Raw genomic sequence first — 17,284 nt, 5'->3', positions numbered from 1 at the left:
GTCCGTGCTGCCGCCGGCGGCGCGGGGCCTGATCGCGCTCGGCCGCCTGATCGAGCGGCGCGGCGCCGGCTCCTCCGCAACGAGGCTTGCCGCGGCGCTGACCCGCCTCGGCCCGTCCTATGTCAAGTTCGGCCAGTTCCTGGCGACGCGGCCCGATGTCGTCGGCATGAAGATCGCCGAGGATCTTTCGGCCCTGCAGGACCGGATGGCGCCCTTCCCGATGGCGCAGGCCCGCGCCGCGATCGAAGCCGCCCACGGTAAGCCGGCCGAGGCGATCTTCGCCGAATTCGGCGAGCCGGTCGCGGCGGCCTCGATCGCCCAGGTCCACCGCGCCCGCCGCAAGGACGGCAGCGAGGTTGCGGTCAAGATCCTCAGGCCCGGCATCCGCGACCGCTTCCACCGCGACCTCGCGGCGATGCGCTTTGGTGCGCAGCTCGCCGAAAGCCGCTCGCCCGAGGCGCGGCGCCTGCGTTTTGTCGCCATCGTCGAGACGCTGGCGCGCTCGGTCACCATGGAGATGGACCTGCGCCTGGAGGCGGCGGCGCTTTCCGAATTTGCGGAGAACACCAGGGAGGATGCCGATTTCCGCGTGCCGGTGCCGGATTGGCAGCTGACCGCTCGCGAAATCCTGGTCGACGAATGGATCGACGGCATCCGCCTCTCCGATGTCGAAGCGCTGCGTGCGGCGGGGCACGACACGGTCGCCCTCGGCCGCAACGTCATCCAGTCCTTCCTCAGGCACGCGATCCGTGACGGCTTCTTCCATGCCGACATGCATCCGGGGAACCTGTTCGTCGATGCGCAGGGGCGGCTCGTCGCGGTCGATGGCGGCATCATGGGCCGGCTCGGCCACAAGGAGCGGCGCTTCCTCGCCGAGATCCTGTTCGGCTTCATCACGCGCGACTATCGCCGCGTCGCCGAGGTGCATTTCGAGGCCGGCTATGTGCCGCCGCACCATTCGGTCGACGACTTCGCCCAGGCGATCCGGGCCGTCGGCGAGCCGATCCACGACAAGCGCGCCGACGAGATCTCGATGGCGAAGGTGCTGACGCTGCTGTTCGAGATCACCGGCCTGTTCGACATGGCGACGCGCACCGAGCTCGTCATGCTGCAGAAGACCATGGTCGTGGTCGAGGGCGTCGCCCGCACGCTCGATCCGCATCTGGACATGTGGACCACGGCCGAGCCGGTGGTGCGCGACTGGCTGACGCGCAATCTCGGCCCGATCGGGCGCATCGAGGATGCCGGCCGCAGCGTCCGCACCCTGGCGGTGAGCCTCGCCAACCTGCCGGAGACGGTCGGCCGGGCCGAGCGCGTGCTCGGTCAGCTGGAAGAGTCGTCGCGCCACGGCTTCTCGCTCGACGAGGCCAGCATCCAGGCGATCGGCCGGGCGGAAGCAGCGCGCAACCGCTGGGGCAACTGGGCGCTCTGGCTGATCGTAGCGCTGCTCGCCTGGATCGTGTTCTTCGACTAGCGCAGGACAGTCGCTTCAACAGGACGCGACTGGAAACCATTTTAGCGGTTTCAGCTTTACAAGCATCGGCCCCTCGGGATTCCTTTAAGGCAAGGCCGGGGCTGGCTTCGCATGGCGCACGCGCCCGAGCGACAGCGACCAAAGAGCCATTTTCTTCAGGTTGCGTCGTTCAGGAGTCGCGTCATGTCCCGCCTTCTCGGCATTCTCGCTTTCTTATGCGCCTCGCTCGCCGGCCTCGCCGCGGCGCAGGCCAAGGTCGATGTCCGCGTCGATATCGCCAACCAGCGCATGAGCGTCGCCACCAGCGATGGCGAAACTTACAACTGGGCGATCTCGTCCGGCCGCAAGGGCTTCCGCTCGCCCAACGGCGTCTATCGCCCGACCCGGCTCGAGCGCAGCTGGTACTCGCGCAAGTATGGCGGGGCGATGCCCTATGCCGTGTTCTTCCGCGGCGGCTATGCCATCCATGGCACGACAGCCGTCGGCGCGCTCGGCCGCCCGGCCTCGCATGGCTGCATCCGCCTGCATCCGGCCAACGCCGCCAAGCTCTTCGCGCTGGTCAAGAAGCACGGCGCTGGCGACACGCGCATCGCCTTGAACGGCGCCGCGCCCGACAATCTCTCGCGCTTCGCCAAGGCGTCCTCGGGCGGCAAGCACAAGATCGCCAAGGCCAAGATCAAGACGCAGAAGGCCGTGCTGACCGCCAAGCAGCAGCGCCAGGGTCCGGCCTGGGGCGAAGCACGCGAGCAGATGCTGCTCAGACCGGCGATCCCGGCCGGCGCGATCGGCTTCCAGCCGTTGTCGGGGCCTGGCTGGCGCTAGCTTCGAGGTTCAGATCGCCTCGGCGGCGATCCGCACCCAGCCTGCCAGCGTCTCGCCCGGTTGCAGCCGGGCGAGCGGCGAGGCCTCGCGCACGATCTTTTCGCTCGGCGCACCCGCGGCGTGGCTCTGCGGCTCGGCGCAGAGGAAATCGACGCCGGCCGGGGCCCAGACCACGGGATAGCGCAGGTTCTCGCTCGCGCTCAGCTTGATGGCGAGGCCGGTCGAGGGCGTCTCGATCCGGGCGGTACCGTCCCAGCCGAGGAAGCTCCAGGCGGTCTCGGCGCCGGTGGCGAAAATCGGGTTGCCGGCATAGGGTCCGCCATCGCCGAAGGCTTGCGTGCCGGTGGCGCGGAACTGGTCGCCGAAGATCAGCGCGCCGGTGGCCGTCATGCGCAGGCGGGTGTCGGCGGCGCAGGGAAACCAGGGATGCAGGCCCATGCCGAACGGTAGGGCCTGGTCGGCCTCGTTGGTCAACCCAAGCGTCACGGTCATACCGTCCTCGCCCAGCCGGATCTCTTGCCTGGCGAGGTAGCGATAGGGATCCGGGCCGTCCGTCCGGCGGTGCACCAGCACGGCATGACCGGCGGACTGTTCCTCGACCTGCCAGGCGGACTGCCAGCCGAATCCGTGGATCGTCCCGGCGGGATTGTTCGAGGGCACGCTGAAGCGGGTATGGCCGTCGTCGACCACACTGTCGAAGGCGCGGTTGGCGAAAGGCAGCATGGCCCAGGCCCCGAACTTGTTCGGCGTCTCCGTCTGCGGCGCGACACCTGCGGGCGCATGAAGAAGCGGCAGCGTGGTCCCGTCCGGCTTCTGCCAATCGAGCGCGGCGATCGTCCCGCCGGCGTCGGGGGCGATCCGGGCCTCATAGCGGCTTGACGAGAGCGTGAGCATGGCAGTGTCCTTCGGCAATCGGAGTGACGAACGCGGCATTCGCTCCCCTCGCCTCGATTGCGCCGGCACGAGGTATCGTCAAGGGCCGGCCGGGCTTGACCGGGCCGCGCTGGCCGGGGAGATTCCACGTCTCTTCGCTTCGCCTCGGCCGGAACGCCGGACAAGCCATGCAATTCCGCCGGAGCCTGCCATGCCCACACCCCTGATCGCGCTCGACTGGGGCACGACGCGAGCCCGCGCTTTCCTCGTCGGCGAGGATGGCGCGGTGCTGGGCAAGCGCGTCGCCGATCGCGGCATCCAGTCGGTGCCATCTGGCGGCTTTCCGGCCGCCTTCGCGCAGATCGCCGGCGAGTTCCGCCAGGCGCGGCCCGACGCGGCCGTGCTGCTCGCCGGCATGGTCGGCAGCCGCAATGGTTGGGTCGAGGCGCCCTATGTCGCCTGCCCGGCGAGCCCGGACGAGATCGCGGCAGCCGGCCTTGCCGTCACGCTCGACGACGGCACGCGCGCCACCATCCTGCCCGGGCTCTCCTGCGATGAGGGCGCCTTCGACGTGATGCGCGGCGAGGAAACGCTGATCGTCGGCCTTGGGCTCACCGACGGCGTCGCCTGCCTGCCCGGGACCCATTCGAAATGGGCTGAGGTCAAGGGCGGCCGCATCACCCGCTTCGCCAGCTTCATGACCGGCGAGATCTACGGCCTGCTGCGCGAGCATTCGATCCTGTCTCGCCTCGCCACTGAGCCGAGCGGCGACGACACGGCCGAGGGCATCAGGCGCGGGCTCGCCGCAGCGCAGCGGCCGGGCGGCCTGCTCAACGCCGCTTTCCACGCCCGCAGCGATGTCCTCGGCGGGCGCATGCAGGGCGGCGCTGTCGGTCCCTACCTCTCCGCCCTGCTGGTGGCGCAGGAGATCGAGGGTGCCCGCGCTTTGTTCGGCGACCTCGCCAATCTGCATCTGGTGGCGGACGGCGTGCTCGCCGGGAGCTATGGCCGGGCGCTGGCCGCCGCGGGGCTCGACCATGGCCTGACCACGCCCGAGGATGCCTTCGTCGCCGGTGTCACCCGCCTCTCGCGGGGCCTTGCGGCATGATCACCGTCTTCGGTTCGCTCAATGTCGATCTGGTCACGCCCGTCGAGCGCCTCCCCGGCGCCGGCGAGACCGTGCTTGGGCCGGGCTATGCGCTGCATCCCGGCGGCAAGGGCGCCAACCAGGCGCTGGCAGCCCGCCGCGCCGGCGCCGAGGTGACACTGGTCGGTGCCGTCGGGCGCGACGGCTTCGCCGAGATCGCGCTCTGCCTGCTGGCTGAAGATGGCGTCGACCTCGCCCATGTCGCGCGCGTCGAGGCGCCGACCGGCGCGGCCTTCATCGCCGTCGATGCGGCTGGCTCCAACCAGATCGTGGTCGCGGCCGGCGCCAACGCGCTGGCCAAAGCCGATGCAGTCGAGACGCTGCGGCCGGGCGAGGGTGACCTGCTGCTGCTCCAGCGCGAGGTGCGGGAGGGCGAGTGCCTGCGGGCGGCGCGGGCGATGCGCGCCGGCGGCGGCCGGGTCGTCCTCAACCTCGCCCCGGCCGGCGAGCCTGCGCCGGAACTACTGGCGCTGACCGACATCCTGATCGTCAACGAGCACGAGGCTCTGATCCTCGCCGGCTCGCTCGGCTGGAGCGAGACCGAGCCCGACGCGGTCGCCCGGCGTATCGACGGTGAGCGCGGCATCGCCTGCATCGTCACGCTAGGGAGCGCGGGCGCGGTCGGCTGGCATGGCGGGGTTCGGCGCCGGCTCGAGGCGCCGGTCGTCGATGCCGTCGATACGGTCGCGGCGGGGGACAGCTTCGTCGGCGCCTTCGCCGCGGCGCTGCAGGCCGGCTTCGGCTTTTCCGGCGCGCTCCAGCGCGGGCTTGCCGCCGGCTCGCTCGCCTGCACCGTTGCCGGCGCCCAGCCGAGCGTGCCCCGTCGCGAGGCGATCGAGGCCCTGGCCGGCAAGAGCGTCCTGTAGCGAGCGAGCTTTGTCTCGAATGCGACCGACTCCGGTGACGACCGATTAGGACTGAACGCGCTCGGCGAAGCGAGACCGCGCCGGCGACGCTGGTTTCGGCGCGTCGGTTTACTCTTGGTCAGCACCTTTTTCGGCAGCGTCGCCGGGACGAGGCGGGAAAGGGAAATCGATCATGGCCCAGCGGCCGGTCCTCTGGTCTTTGGGTATCGCCGGAATAGCCGGCTTGGCAGCCTTCACTGCTGCAGGAAAGCTCGACCGGATGACGAGCCAGGCGCCCACTCTCGTGAGCGTCGCTTCGAGCGAACCTGCGCCTGCCAAGACCGAGCGCGTGCTGACGGTGAATGCCGATTATCGCGGTCATTATCTCGTCCATCCGTCGATCGACAGCTATCGCGTCAGGATGATGGTGGACACCGGCGCGAGCCTGATCGTGCTGACTGATGCCGATGCCCGCGCGCTCGGGATCAGGCCCGACCGCTCCGCCTATTCGGTCGCCCTCGGCACCGCAAACGGTGTGGTGCGAGGCGCGAAGACGATGCTGCGCGAAGTCCGGCTCGGCGACATCTCGGTCCGCGATGTCGAGGCCGTGGTCATGCCGGCCGGCGCGCTCTCGATCAGCCTGCTCGGCACCTCCTTCCTGCGCCGGCTGCGCAGTTATCAGGTCGAGGGCGGCCGCATGGTCCTGCGCGGCTGAGCATCGGGTGTCGGTTCCCAACCTCGTGACGATCGGCTATGCCGGCCTTGCGTTCCGCCCTGTCATGCTCAGGCTGCATTCATGTAGCCTGTGGCCTGTCCGTTCCGCAGCTGCTCGCTGCATGATGTCCTCGAAACTGGATGGCCCGATGTTTCCGAAGCCCCTGCCCGAGCTCTTCCCCAACACCTTCGAGTACGAATCGCTGCCGATGGTGAAGCCGACCGGCTTCCGCGAATACGATGCACGCTGGTTCTTCGGGAAAGAGCTCAACCTGATGGGCGTGCAGGCCGTTGGCATGGGGCTGGGCACGCTGATCAGGCGCATGGGCGTCAAGCCCGAGATCGTCACCGCCCATGACTTCCGGAGCTATTCCTCCTCGATCAAAATGGCGCTTGTCACAGGCCTGATGGCGGCCGGCTGCAAGGTCCACGACATCGGCCTCGCCATGTCGCCCATGGCCTATTTCGCCCAGTTCGAGCTCGATGTGCCTTGCGTCGCGATGGTCACCGCCTCGCACAACGACAATGGCTGGACCGGCATCAAGATGGGCGCGCAGCGCCCGGTCACATTCGGCCCGGACGAGATGGGGCAGTTGCGCGACATCGTGCTCGCCGGCGATTTCGACCTGCCGGGCGGCGGCTCCTATCAGTTCGTGCCCGATTTCCCGGCGCGCTACATCGCCGACCTGACCAACCGCCCGAAGATCACGCGCAAGCTCAAGGTCATCGCCGCCTGCGGCAACGGCACGGCCGGCGCCTTCGCGCCGCAGATTCTGGAAGCGCTGGGCTGCGAGGTCATCCCGATGGATGCCGAGCTCGACCATACCTTCCCGCGCTACAATCCCAACCCCGAAGACATGAAGATGCTGCACGCCATGGCCGATGCCGTGAAGCAGCACGGCGCCGATGTCGCGCTCGGCTTCGATGGTGACGGCGATCGCTGCGGCGTCGTCGACAACCATGGCGAGGAGATCTTCGCCGACAAGATCGGCGTGATGCTGGCGCGCGACCTCGGCAAGCTCAATCCGGGCGCGCAGTTCGTCGTCGACGTCAAGTCGACCGGCCTGTTCTCGACCGATCCGGAATTGCAGAGGCTCGGCGTCAAGACCGACTACTGGAAGACCGGGCACTCCTACATCAAGCGCCGGGTCCGCGACCTCAATGCACTCGCCGGCTTCGAGAAGTCGGGCCACTTCTTCTTCAACGCCCCGGTCGGGCGCGGCTATGACGACGGTGTCGTCACCGCCATCGCCGTGATCGACATGCTCGATCGCAACCCGAACAAGTCGATGGCCGAGCTCTATGCTGCGGTACCGAAGACCTGGGGCACGCCGACTATGGCGGCCAAATGCGCCGACGAGATCAAGTACGGCGTCAGCGACAAGATCACCCAGCGCATTCAGGCGATGCAGGCGGCGGGCGACACGATCGCCGGCCAGAAGATCGTTGACGTCATCACCGTCAACGGCGTGCGCGTCGTCAACGAGGACGGCACCTGGGGCCTGATTCGGGCGTCCTCGAACAAGCCGGAGCTGGTCGTGGTCTGCGAGAGCCCGGTCTCTGAAGCGCGTATGCGCGAGATGTTCAAGGCGATCGACGGCGTTCTGCGCGAGAACCCTGAGGTCGGCGCCTACAACCAGACGATCTGATTGCTCTCGCGCGGGGCGGGGAGCTATTTCTTCTCCGCCCCGGTCGCCGCGGCGTTGCGAGCCCCACTCTGGCCGCTGGTGCCGTCGAAGAACGCCTTGGAGTCGCCGAGCTGGGCGCTCGGCTGGCAGCTCGGCGTGCAGGAATAGCTCTCGCGCTCGAGGCCGCGCTGCACCGTCAGGATCGAATCGCTGGCGGCGCCGACGCGCACGCTCGATTCCGCCAGCAGGGCGCCGGTCGCGTCGAGCGCGATCAGGTTGGTGACGCCGTAGCTCTTGCCGGTCACGATCATCACGCCGTTGCGCTGGACGGTGACGTCGGCGATCGCCGGATTGCCGACGATCACCGTCTGGGCCTTCTCGGGCAGTCGTAGCACCTTGGCGTGATCGACCGTCACCTGGACCGCTTCGATTCTTGCATCGCCGGTTTCACCCCGCGTTTCCGGGGCCGGCGCTGGAATAAGCCGGGCCTGTGCGCGCACGACATCGGCCGAAAGGCTCGAGCCGGCAACCGCTAAGAGTCCGGCAAGGGCCAGCCTCTGGAAGGATTGGAAGAGCCGCGATCCCGGCATCACAATGGACCTCGCACGCGTCTCAAGGTTTCGAACGCGACGAGGAAAGCCGAAAATGATGAATGGATTGCTAAGATGGCGATTTCCCGAGCCAATCGGGCTCCCGCGTCGGTCCTGGAAGCCTGATCGCCCACAATGAAGAACGCTTTGTGGTGCCGGCGCGCGCACGCTAACGAAGCGTCATGCGGCGTTTGTCTGATTTGCCAGGCGGGTTTTATTTTAAGTATCGAAGGGTTTATACCTCTCGTTAACTGACGCGCTGCGCTAAAAGCGTATTAACCATCGAGTGAAGACCTATAAAATTCGGCGAATTATTGGGTCTCTTTAACTGATCGGCAAGACGGGCGCCGTACTGTCACTCCTGTCGCTGACCGAAGCCATCTAGAGCGAAGGCAGCAGTCAAACGTGGTGAAAAGGAGCTACCCCATGAAGAACCTGTTCGCGCGCTTCGCCAAGGATGAGTCGGGCGCCACCGCTATCGAATACGGCCTGATCGCCGCCCTCATCGCCGTGGTCTGCATCGGCACCTGGACCTCGATCGGTCCGGCGCTGAACGCCAAGTTCCAGGCGGTCCTGGCCGGCCTGCAGTAGGATCGTCGGCGTCACCCGCCGATATGAGCGCCCCGGATCGATCCGGGGCGCTTTTTCTATTCAGAACACCATGCGCTCGTCCGCAGTAAGGCTTTGGTGATGTGCCTGGCCCATATTCGCACGAGCCTGCCATGTGGATCGTCGTCATGTCGTTGCCGTTGATCGTCGTCCTGATCGTCTTTCCCGCTGCGATGGCCTATGCCGCGGCCAGCGATCTCATGACCATGACGATCCCGAACTGGCTTTGCGCGCTCCTGGTCGTCGCGTTCGGAGTGTGTGCGGCGACAATCGGCTTCGGCCTGAATGCTGCGATCTGGCATCTGGCCGCGGGCCTTCTGGTGCTGGTCGTCTGCTTCGCCATGTTTGCCGCCGGCTGGATCGGCGGGGGCGATGCCAAGCTTGCCGCCGCCACGGCTCTCTGGCTCGGTTTCGAGCAGCTGCTGCCATATCTCTTCGTCGCCGCGCTCAGTGGAGGCCTGTTGACCGGCGTGATCATGCTTCTGCGGGCCGTGCCGCTGCCGGCGATGGCCAGCAACTGGGCCTGGGCGCAGCGCCTGCACGACGTCAAGCAGGGCGTGCCTTACGGCGTCGCTCTCGCCGCCGCCGCACTTGTCGCCCTTCCCGATACGGCGATCTGGCGCGCCGCGACAGGCGTCTGACAGTTCCAGCGCCGCTCTGGCGATGGACGAAACGGCGATGTGCGCAAAAAGATACCTCCGGTTAACCATAAGTTGACGATTCGAAGGCCACGATCCGGCTGAGGGTTGGCGCATGCCGACCAAGGATCCTGCGCCATGAGTTCCGCCCGCATCATCATTCTCGCCATAGCGGTCGTCGCCGGCCTCGGCGCTGCGCTCCTGATCGGCCGACCGCCGAAGGTCACGACGCCGTCGGTGACGAAATACGAGCCGGCACCGACCGTCGAGGTGCTGGTGGCCGCCGCAGATGTCCCGCTCGGCAACAAGCTTTCGGCCGGCGATCTGAAATGGCTGGCCTGGCCGCTGGCGAGCCTGCCCACTGAGGTGATCCGCCGCCAGGACCTTCCCGGAGGCGAAGCCGAATTCATCGGCCAGATCGCCCGCGCGCCGCTGTACGGCTCGGAGCCGATCCGCCGCGATAAACTGCTCAAGGCCGATTCCGGTTTCCTTTCGGCGATCCTGCCAGCCGGCAAGCGCGCCGTTGCCATCACCACCGATAATCGCGGCGCCAACACCGCCGGCGGCTTCGTCCTGCCCAATGACCGTGTCGATGTGATCCGCACGAGCCGGGACGACAGCAACTCCAAGGATGGGTCGCCGCCGGTCAGCGAGACCCTGATCGCCAATGTCCGCGTTCTGGCGATCGGCCAGAGCATCCAGGAGAAGAACGGCGAAAAGGTCGTCGTGGGTGAGACCGCGACGCTCGAGCTCGACCCGAAGCAGGTCGAGGCCGTGACGCTGGCACAGAAGACCAGCAGCCTCTCGCTGGCGCTGCGCAGCCTGCAGGATGCCGGCGACAAGAGCACTCCGGTCGATGACGGCGGCCTCACGCTTGTGCGCTACGGCGTCGTCACCAAGGCGGTGAAGCCATGATGTCCATGTCGAACTCCAATCCGCTAGTGCGTCGGCCGCAGCGTGCTCTTGCATTGTCTCTGGCGATCCTGCCGCTGGCCTTGCCGCTTTGCGCCGGTCCGGCGCTTGCGCAGGGCAAGGGGGCGGCGCCGGTTCTGAACGTCGGGGCCAGCGAGCATGCGGTTTCGCGCCGGCTCGATCTTTCGATCGGCCGCTCGCTCATCGTCGAACTGCCGCGCGATGCCAAGGAGGTCTTCGTCGCCAATCCCAAGGTGGCGAATGCCGTGGTCCGCTCGGCCCGCAAGCTCTTCGTCATCGGCATGGCCGACGGCTCGACCTCGATGTTCGTGATGGACGCCGAGGGCAGACAGATCACGGCGCTGGAGATCGAGGTCGGCCGCGATCTCAACGTGCTCCGCACGACGCTGCGCACGGCCATGCCGGGCGCCGACATCCAGGTCAAACCGGCCGGGAATTCAATCCTGCTGGTCGGCAATGTCTCGAGCGCCTCCGAGGCGACGCAGGCCATGGACATCGCCAATGCCTTCGTCGGCATCTCCGGCGAGGGCGCGAACGCGACCAAGGGCGCGGTGATCAACTCGCTGACGATCCGCGGCCGCGACCAGGTCATGGTCAAGGTTACGGTCTCGGAGGTCTCGCGAAAGGCGATCAAGCAGCTCGGCATTAACTCGACCGGCGAATGGAAACTCGGCAAGTTCAGCCTCACCCCGTCGATCGACACGCCATTCTCGCTGCAGCCGCAGCAGCTGGCCGCGACTGCGATCGGTGCTGGCGTCGGCAATTCGACGAATGTCACCATGCGCGCCCTGGAACGCGCCGGCCTGTCACGCGTGCTCGCCGAGCCGACCGTGACGGCGATCTCCGGCGAGAGCGCCAAGTTCACGGCCGGCGGCGAGATTCCCATCCCGAAAGGCTATTCCTGCGACGTCAATCTGCGCTGCAACCTCAACATCGAGTACAAGCCGATCGGAGTCTCCCTGAACTTCACCCCGATCGTCATGTCGGAGGGGAAGATCTCGATGCGCATCGCCACCGAGGTCACCGAGCTCGATTTCGAGAACCAGCTCAGGCTCAACCCGTCGGAGACCGGCGCGATCAACGCCCCGGGCTTCCGCGTGCGCAAATCCGACACCACCGTCGAGCTGCCGTCGGGTGGAACGCTCGCCACGGCCGGCCTGATCCAGCGCGTCTCGCGCCAGGCGATCAACGGGCTGCCGGCTCTGATGAACATCCCGATCATCGGCGCGATGTTCCGCTCGCGCGATTATCAGCGCGAGGAGACCGAGCTGATGATCGCAGTAACCCCCTACATCGTGAAGCCGGTCGGCCCCAATGGGCTACAGCGCCCGGATGACGGCTTCGTCGAGGCGCATGATGCCCAGACGATCCTGATGGGCCGGTTGAACAAGATCTACGGGTCGACGAGCGGCGGGCCGATTCCGCAGGCCTACAAGGGCCGCGTCGGCTTCATCGCCGATTGATGACGGGGCCGCGACAAGGATGGCGATCGTGACCAGCAAGCCCTCTCGGACATACAAGGCAGCGTTGCCCGTCACGTTCGGTGCCGCGCTCCTGCTCGGAGCCTGCGCCAAGGGCGATATCTCGACGTCCGGCATTCCCACCGACATCCGCGAGCGTCATCCGATCGTGTTGCGCGATGCGCCGCGCTCGCTCGATGTCTTCGTCGGCCGGGCTGGCGGCGGGCTGGACCCGCGCCAGGCCGACGACGTCGCCCGCTTCGGCGAGGATTATCGCCGCAGCGGCAAGGGCGGGTTGGTTGCCGAGGTCCCGACTGGGACCGGGCGCGATCTTGCGACTCATGACACGCTCGACGGCATCCGCCGCTCGCTCGGCCGGGCGGGCGTCTCGCCCGGCGCGCTTTCGGTCAGGACCTATCGCATCGCCGATCCCGGGCTCGCATCGCCGATCCGCCTGACCTACGCCTCCTTGCAGGCCGGGCTTCCGCATTCCTGCGGGCAATGGCCGGCCGATCTCGGCGTCGCCAGCTACAAGACGGATGCGATGAACGAGCCATACTGGAATTTCGGCTGCTCCACCCAGGCCAATCTCGCGGCGCAGGTCGCCGATCCGCTGGATCTGGTGCGCGCGCGCAGCGAGGGCCGTCTCGATACGCAAAAGCGCATGGAGGCGGTCAAGAAGCTGCGCGAGGGCAAGGATCCCTCGACGCAGTATCGCCAGGAGCAGACCAAGATCAGCGACGCCGTCGGAGGCAAATGATGGCGAGCATGCCGGGATTCGAGCCGGAGACTGGCGGGGACGAGATCATCGCGCCGCTGCCGCGCGTCACCTTGCAGGCCTTCTGCGAGACGCAGGACGTCGCCGCGGCGATGCAGGCGGTGACCGCCGACCGGCGCATGGACAAGGTCCAGGCGCGCGTCCAGATGGGCGGCCCAGCGGCGGCGGTCGAGGCCTTCCGCGGCGCCCCGACGCCGAATGTGATCGTGCTCGAGACCGTCAGGGAACCGGCAGTGCTGGTCTCCAACCTCGATGCACTCGCGGAGAGCTGCGACCCCGGTACCAAGGTCGTCGTCATCGGCCATGTCAACGACATCCAGCTCTATCGCGAGCTGATCCGGCGCGGCGTCAGCGACTATCTAGTCGCTCCGTTCGGGGTCCTCGACCTGCTGCGCACCCTGTCCGAACTCTATGCGACGTCGGGTTCGGCGACGCTGGGGCGCACCATCGCCATTGTCGGCGCCAAGGGGGGCGTCGGTTCCTCGACCGTCGCGCATAACGTCGCCTGGGCGATCGCCCGCAATCTCGACGCCTCGACGGTGATCGCCGATCTCGACATCGCCTTCGGCACCGCCGGGCTGGATTTCAACCAGGATCCGCCCCAGGGGGTCGCCGACGCCGTGTTCGCGCCGGAGCGACTCGACGCCAACATGCTCGACCGGCTCCTGTCGCGTTGCAGCGAGAATCTCTCCCTGCTCGCAGCTCCGGCGATGCTCGACCGCACCGTCGATCTCGGCGAGGACGCGTTCGAGCTCGTGCTCGACCTGCTTCGGGCCAGCGTCCCCTGCATCGTGCTCGACGTGCCGCATCTGTGGACAGGCTGGGCCAAGCGGGCGCTGGTCGGCGCCGACGAGGTCGCGATCGTCGCCGCCCCCGAGCTCGCCTCGCTGCGCAACGCCAAGAATCTGATGGACTTGTTGCGTGCCGCCCGGCCGAACGATTCCGTGCCCCGCCTGATCCTCAACCAGGTCGGCTTGCCCAAGCGGCCGGAGATCGAGGCGAGCGAATTCGCCAAGGCGGTCGGGATCGAGGTGATGACGTCGATCCCCTTCGACGCCCAGCTCTTCGGTACCGCGGCCAATAACGGCCAGATGATCGCCGAGGTCCAGCCGGGCAGCAAGGTGGCGGACGCCTTCGTGCAGATCGGGACGGTTCTCACCGGTCGCGGCGAGCAGAAGCGCAGCAAGCGCAGCCTGTTCGAGCCTCTGGTGGCCAAGTTGATGCGTCGGAAGGCCTGACCCATGTTCGGCAAGCGACAGCAGACAGCCCCGGCTCTGGCAGGCGCGCCGAGCGCCGCGGCGCCTGCGCCAATGCGCGCGGCCGAGCAGCGACCCGCGGCTGTCGAGGCGCGGCGGGCGCCGCCGCCGCCACCAGCACCGGCGGACATGCCGCGGTCCGACGAATATTATCAGATGAAGAGCATGATCTTCGGTGCTCTGATCGAAGCGATCGACCTTTCGCAGCTGGCCAAGCTCGACGGCGAGTCGGCTCGCGAGGAGATCCGCGACATCATCAACGAGATCATCTCGCTGAAGAATGTCGTGCTCTCGATCGCCGAGCAGGAGGAGCTGCTCGACGACATCTGCAACGACGTGCTCGGCTATGGACCTTTGGAGCCGCTGCTGGCGCGCGACGATATCGCCGACATCATGGTCAATGGCGCCGGCCGGACCTTCATCGAGACCGGCGGCAAGATCCAGCTCACCAGCATCCGTTTTCGTGACAACGCGCAGCTGATGAACATCTGCCAGCGCATCGTCAGCCAGGTCGGCCGCCGTGTCGACGAATCCTCGCCGATCTGCGATGCGCGTCTCGCCGACGGCTCGCGCGTCAACGTGATCGCGCCGCCGCTGGCGATCGACGGGCCTGCCCTCACCATCCGCAAGTTCAAGAAGGACAAGCTGACGCTCGACCAGCTCATGCGCTTCGGCGCGATCTCGCCGCCTGGCGCAGAGATCCTGAAGATCATTGGGCGGGTCCGCTGCAACATCGTGATCTCGGGCGGCACCGGCTCGGGCAAGACGACGCTGCTCAATTGCCTGACCAACTATATCGAGCACGACGAGCGCGTCATCACCTGCGAGGACGCCGCCGAGCTCCAGTTGCAGCAGCCGCACGTGGTGCGCCTGGAGACCCGCCCGCCCAACCTCGAAGGGTCGGGTGCGATCACGATGCGCGATCTCGTCAAGAACTGCCTGCGCATGCGGCCGGAGCGTATCATCGTCGGCGAGGTGCGCGGGCCGGAGGCCTTCGACCTGCTCCAGGCGATGAACACCGGCCATGACGGCTCGATGGGCACGCTGCACGCCAATACGCCGCGCGAGTGCCTGAGTCGTATCGAGTCGATGATCACCATGGGCGGCTTCAGCCTGCCCTCGAAGACCCTGCGCGAGATGATCTGCTCCTCGATCGACGTGATCATCCAGGCGCAGCGCATGCGTGACGGTTCGCGCCGCATCACCCACATCACCGAGGTGATGGGCATGGAAGGCGACGTGATCATCACCCAGGACCTGATGGTCTACGACATCCTCGGCGAGGACCCGAATGGCAGGTTGATCGGCCGGCATCGCTCGACCGGCATCGGTCGGCCACGTCTGTGGGAACGTGCCCGCTATTTCGGCGACGAGCAGCGGCTCGCCGCGGCGCTCGACCAGCTCGAAGCCGACGGCCGGGTCGACGCCTGAGCAGGAAGAAGGCACGCCATGGACTATGGCCAGATCGCCGCCGCCATCCTCGCCGCCGTCTCGGCGGGCGGTATCGCCTATGCCCTCTTCTATCCGAGGCTGAGCGGCCAGGCGCGCGCCGAGCAGCGCCGTCGTGAGTTCGCCGCCCCGGCCGCGATCCGGGCTGCGGCCGATCGCGAAGCGCAGAGCCAGGCCCGGCGCGGTCAGGTCGCGCAGAGCCTGAAGGACATCGAGAATCGCGAGAAGGCGCGCCACAAGGTCACCATCGAAGGCCGGATCGAACAGGCCGGGTTGTTCTGGTCGCGCAAGCAGTACTGGCTGCTTGGCGTCGTCCTGGGCATCGTCATGGCCGTCGTGCTTCTGGTCACCTCGGGCAACTGGGTCGTGATGCTGGTCGGCTTCGTCGTCGGCCTGCTCGGCCTGCCGCGCTGGTACCTGTCCCATCTCGGCAAGAAGCGGATGCTGCGCTTCATCAACGAGTTCCCCAACGCGCTCGACGTCATCGTGCGCGGCATCAAATCGGGCCTGCCACTGAACGACTGCCTGCGCATCATCGCCAACGAGGCCCAGGAGCCGGTCAAGTCCGAGTTCCGGCTGATCGTCGAGGCGCAGACGCTCGGCCTGTCGCTGACCGACGCCGCTACCAAGCTATATGAGCGCATGCCCTGCGCGGAGGCCAATTTCTTCGGCATCGTCCTGGCGATCCAGCAGAAGACCGGCGGCAATCTCGCCGAGACCCTGGCCAACCTGTCGCGGGTGATCCGCGAGCGCCGCAAGATGCGCGACAAGATCAAGGCCGTGTCGATGGAGGCCAAGGCCTCCGCCGCGATCATCGGCTCCTTGCCGCCTGCCGTCGCCGGCCTCGTCTATCTGACGAGCCCGGGCTACATGGACGCCCTCTTCTACACGGATGCGGGGCGCATCGCGCTGGTCGGCTGCGGCGTCTGGATGCTGATCGGCGTGCTGGTCATGCGCAAGATGATCAACTTCCAGATCTGAGGAGCTTTCGCCATGCTCGCGCTCCTGATCGAGAACGTCACCGACTTGAGGGTCCTGCTCGCGCTGGTCGGCGGGGTGGCCGTGGCCGTCACGATCATGACCGTGGCAGCGCCGCTGCTCGAAGGCAACGTCCTCGGCAAGCGCATGAAATCCGTCGCCTCCGAACGCGACAAGATCCGCGCCCGGGAGCGCGACCGGCTGGCGCGCCAGGTGGACAAGGTCTCGCTCCGCCAGCAGCCGAAGGCATTCATGCGAAACATTGTCGAGCGCTTCAAACTCGGCGATTGGCTGGGGACCGAGACCGCCAAGCGGCAGCTCGTCATGGCGGGTTTCCGCGGTCAGCAGGCCGAGGTCGGCTTCCTCTTCTTCAGGCTGGTCACCCCGATCGGCCTTTTCCTGTTCGCGCTGTTCTATCTGTTCGTGCTCAACGATCTCGGCCAGACCGTCATCGTACGGGCAGGGATCGTGATCGGCGCCGCCTATGTCGGCATCAAGGCACCTGAAATCTACCTGTCCAACACGATGGCCAAGCGCCAATTGTCGATGCGGCAAGCCTTTCCGGATGCGCTCGACCTGATGCTGATCTGCGTGGAATCGGGCATGTCGATCGAGCTCGCCTTCCGCAAGGTCTCGACCGAGATCGGCAGCCAATCGGTGGCGCTGGCCGAGGAGTTCGCGCTCTGCACGGCCGAGCTCTCCTATCTCTCCGAACGCCGGCAGGCCTATGAGAACCTCGCGGTGCGCACAGGTCTGGAATCGGTGAAGTCGGTCTGCACCGCGCTGATCCAGGCCGAGCGCTACGGCACGCCGCTTGGCACCGCCTTGCGCACGCTGGCGCAGGAGAGCCGCGATCAGCGGATGAACGAGGCCGAGAAGAAGGCGGCAGCCCTGCCGCCGAAGCTGACTGTGCCGATGATCATGTTCTTCCTGCCGGTGCTCTTCGTGGTGATCATGACCCCGGCGGTGCTGAAGGCCCTCCGGGCCTTCTGACGGTCGGACCTCGCCACGATCGAACCTGAGGCCTCAATCCTGCAAGACGAGGCCGAGATCATTGCGCGTCCAAACGGATGCGATCACGATGGTATAT

At 67.0% G+C, this 17,284-nt stretch carries 17 protein-coding genes; 15 read left to right on the top strand and 2 right to left on the bottom strand.

Annotated features, from left to right (window positions below):
• Both ubiB and CXY91_RS23630 read left to right on the top strand, forming a co-directional pair.
• The coding region (gene ubiB / locus CXY91_RS23635; RefSeq protein WP_100963895.1) for a 2-polyprenylphenol 6-hydroxylase at window positions 1–1,474 on the top strand (1,474 nt) is incomplete at its 5' end.
• A 183-nt stretch (window positions 1,475–1,657) separates the two neighbouring features.
• Window positions 1,658–2,296 (top strand): L,D-transpeptidase, encoded by a 639-nt coding sequence (locus CXY91_RS23630; protein ID WP_091835600.1) that lies wholly within the window; start codon window positions 1,658–1,660, stop codon window positions 2,294–2,296.
• 9 nt (window positions 2,297–2,305) lie between these two features.
• Here CXY91_RS23630 and CXY91_RS23625 read toward each other — a convergent pair whose 3' ends face one another.
• Window positions 2,306–3,190 carry an aldose epimerase family protein gene (locus CXY91_RS23625; protein ID WP_158673563.1) on the bottom strand — a complete coding sequence of 295 codons (885 nt, stop codon included), beginning with the start codon at window positions 3,188–3,190 and terminating at the stop codon, window positions 2,306–2,308.
• A 190-nt stretch (window positions 3,191–3,380) separates the two neighbouring features.
• On the opposite strand from CXY91_RS23625, the gene CXY91_RS23620 reads away from it, so the two are divergent.
• The 4 genes from CXY91_RS23620 (at window position 3,381) to CXY91_RS23605 (ending at window position 7,524) form a co-directional block, all read left to right on the top strand.
• Window positions 3,381–4,277: a 2-dehydro-3-deoxygalactonokinase gene (locus tag CXY91_RS23620; RefSeq protein ID WP_158673562.1), complete on the top strand. Its 897-nt coding sequence runs from the start codon at window positions 3,381–3,383 to the stop codon at window positions 4,275–4,277.
• Window positions 4,274–5,182: a ribokinase gene (locus tag CXY91_RS23615; protein WP_100963884.1), complete on the top strand. Its 909-nt coding sequence runs from the start codon at window positions 4,274–4,276 to the stop codon at window positions 5,180–5,182. The genes CXY91_RS23620 and CXY91_RS23615 overlap by 4 nt, the downstream gene beginning before the upstream one ends.
• 172 nt (window positions 5,183–5,354) lie before the next feature.
• Window positions 5,355–5,876, top strand: a complete 522-nt coding sequence (locus tag CXY91_RS23610) for a retropepsin-like aspartic protease family protein (protein WP_100963882.1) — start codon at window positions 5,355–5,357, stop codon at window positions 5,874–5,876.
• A 148-nt stretch (window positions 5,877–6,024) separates the two neighbouring features.
• A complete protein-coding gene (locus tag CXY91_RS23605; RefSeq protein ID WP_100963880.1) occupies window positions 6,025–7,524 on the top strand; it encodes a phosphomannomutase/phosphoglucomutase in 1,500 nt (499 codons plus the stop codon).
• 23 nt (window positions 7,525–7,547) lie between these two features.
• On the opposite strand, the gene CXY91_RS23600 is transcribed toward CXY91_RS23605, so the two are convergent.
• Window positions 7,548–7,982 (bottom strand): pilus assembly protein N-terminal domain-containing protein, encoded by a 435-nt coding sequence (locus CXY91_RS23600; protein WP_244543860.1) that lies wholly within the window; start codon window positions 7,980–7,982, stop codon window positions 7,548–7,550.
• A gap of 537 nt (window positions 7,983–8,519) precedes the next feature.
• On the opposite strand from CXY91_RS23600, the gene CXY91_RS23595 reads away from it, so the two are divergent.
• The 9 genes from CXY91_RS23595 (at window position 8,520) to CXY91_RS23555 (ending at window position 17,187) form a co-directional block, all read left to right on the top strand.
• Window positions 8,520–8,684: a Flp family type IVb pilin gene (locus CXY91_RS23595; RefSeq protein ID WP_100963876.1), complete on the top strand. Its 165-nt coding sequence runs from the start codon at window positions 8,520–8,522 to the stop codon at window positions 8,682–8,684.
• 131 nt (window positions 8,685–8,815) lie between these two features.
• Entirely contained in the window at window positions 8,816–9,343 is a 528-nt protein-coding gene (locus tag CXY91_RS23590; RefSeq protein WP_248307614.1) for an A24 family peptidase, read from the top strand.
• Window positions 9,344–9,478: 135 nt separating this feature from the next.
• Window positions 9,479–10,255, top strand: coding sequence for a Flp pilus assembly protein CpaB (gene cpaB, locus CXY91_RS23585; protein ID WP_091835573.1), 777 nt, complete (start codon window positions 9,479–9,481; stop codon window positions 10,253–10,255).
• Window positions 10,252–11,736, top strand: coding sequence for a type II and III secretion system protein family protein (locus tag CXY91_RS23580; RefSeq protein WP_100963873.1), 1,485 nt, complete (start codon window positions 10,252–10,254; stop codon window positions 11,734–11,736). Before cpaB ends, CXY91_RS23580 begins: the two co-directional genes overlap by 4 nt.
• 28 nt (window positions 11,737–11,764) lie before the next feature.
• Window positions 11,765–12,493 carry a CpaD family pilus assembly protein gene (locus tag CXY91_RS23575; protein ID WP_248307613.1) on the top strand — a complete coding sequence of 243 codons (729 nt, stop codon included), beginning with the start codon at window positions 11,765–11,767 and terminating at the stop codon, window positions 12,491–12,493.
• An 8-nt stretch (window positions 12,494–12,501) separates the two neighbouring features.
• A complete protein-coding gene (locus CXY91_RS23570) occupies window positions 12,502–13,749 on the top strand; it encodes a CpaE/TadZ family protein (protein ID WP_091836080.1) in 1,248 nt (415 codons plus the stop codon).
• A 3-nt stretch (window positions 13,750–13,752) separates the two neighbouring features.
• Window positions 13,753–15,198 (top strand): CpaF family protein, encoded by a 1,446-nt coding sequence (locus CXY91_RS23565; RefSeq protein WP_091835564.1) that lies wholly within the window; start codon window positions 13,753–13,755, stop codon window positions 15,196–15,198.
• An 18-nt stretch (window positions 15,199–15,216) separates the two neighbouring features.
• Window positions 15,217–16,197 carry a type II secretion system F family protein gene (locus CXY91_RS23560; RefSeq protein ID WP_100963869.1) on the top strand — a complete coding sequence of 327 codons (981 nt, stop codon included), beginning with the start codon at window positions 15,217–15,219 and terminating at the stop codon, window positions 16,195–16,197.
• A 12-nt stretch (window positions 16,198–16,209) separates the two neighbouring features.
• Complete coding sequence (locus tag CXY91_RS23555; RefSeq protein ID WP_100963867.1) at window positions 16,210–17,187, top strand: type II secretion system F family protein; 978 nt, start codon at window positions 16,210–16,212, stop codon at window positions 17,185–17,187.
• Window positions 17,188–17,284: the final 97 nt, after the last annotated feature.

Source organism: Allobosea sp. FBZP-16 (assembly GCF_002831785.1).
Taxonomy (GTDB): Bacteria; Pseudomonadota; Alphaproteobacteria; order Rhizobiales; family Beijerinckiaceae; genus Allobosea; species Allobosea lupini.
This window is presented reverse-complemented; position numbering and strand designations above follow the sequence as displayed.

Bases quoted from the DNA above. Each gene is read 5' to 3' on its own strand.
- CXY91_RS23630 (WP_091835600.1), top strand. From the start codon at position 1,658: ATGTCCCGCCTTCTCGGCATTCTCGCTTTCTTATGCGCCTCGCTCGCC.
- CXY91_RS23625 (WP_158673563.1), bottom strand. From the start codon at position 3,190: ATGCTCACGCTCTCGTCAAGCCGCTATGAGGCCCGGATCGCCCCCGAC.
- CXY91_RS23620 (WP_158673562.1), top strand. From the start codon at position 3,381: ATGCCCACACCCCTGATCGCGCTCGACTGGGGCACGACGCGAGCCCGC.
- CXY91_RS23615 (WP_100963884.1), top strand. From the start codon at position 4,274: ATGATCACCGTCTTCGGTTCGCTCAATGTCGATCTGGTCACGCCCGTC.
- CXY91_RS23610 (WP_100963882.1), top strand. From the start codon at position 5,355: ATGGCCCAGCGGCCGGTCCTCTGGTCTTTGGGTATCGCCGGAATAGCC.
- CXY91_RS23605 (WP_100963880.1), top strand. From the start codon at position 6,025: ATGTTTCCGAAGCCCCTGCCCGAGCTCTTCCCCAACACCTTCGAGTAC.
- CXY91_RS23595 (WP_100963876.1), top strand. From the start codon at position 8,520: ATGAAGAACCTGTTCGCGCGCTTCGCCAAGGATGAGTCGGGCGCCACC.
- CXY91_RS23590 (WP_248307614.1), top strand. From the start codon at position 8,816: ATGTGGATCGTCGTCATGTCGTTGCCGTTGATCGTCGTCCTGATCGTC.
- cpaB (WP_091835573.1), top strand. From the start codon at position 9,479: ATGAGTTCCGCCCGCATCATCATTCTCGCCATAGCGGTCGTCGCCGGC.
- CXY91_RS23580 (WP_100963873.1), top strand. From the start codon at position 10,252: ATGATGTCCATGTCGAACTCCAATCCGCTAGTGCGTCGGCCGCAGCGT.
- CXY91_RS23570 (WP_091836080.1), top strand. From the start codon at position 12,502: ATGCCGGGATTCGAGCCGGAGACTGGCGGGGACGAGATCATCGCGCCG.
- CXY91_RS23565 (WP_091835564.1), top strand. From the start codon at position 13,753: ATGTTCGGCAAGCGACAGCAGACAGCCCCGGCTCTGGCAGGCGCGCCG.
- CXY91_RS23560 (WP_100963869.1), top strand. From the start codon at position 15,217: ATGGACTATGGCCAGATCGCCGCCGCCATCCTCGCCGCCGTCTCGGCG.
- CXY91_RS23555 (WP_100963867.1), top strand. From the start codon at position 16,210: ATGCTCGCGCTCCTGATCGAGAACGTCACCGACTTGAGGGTCCTGCTC.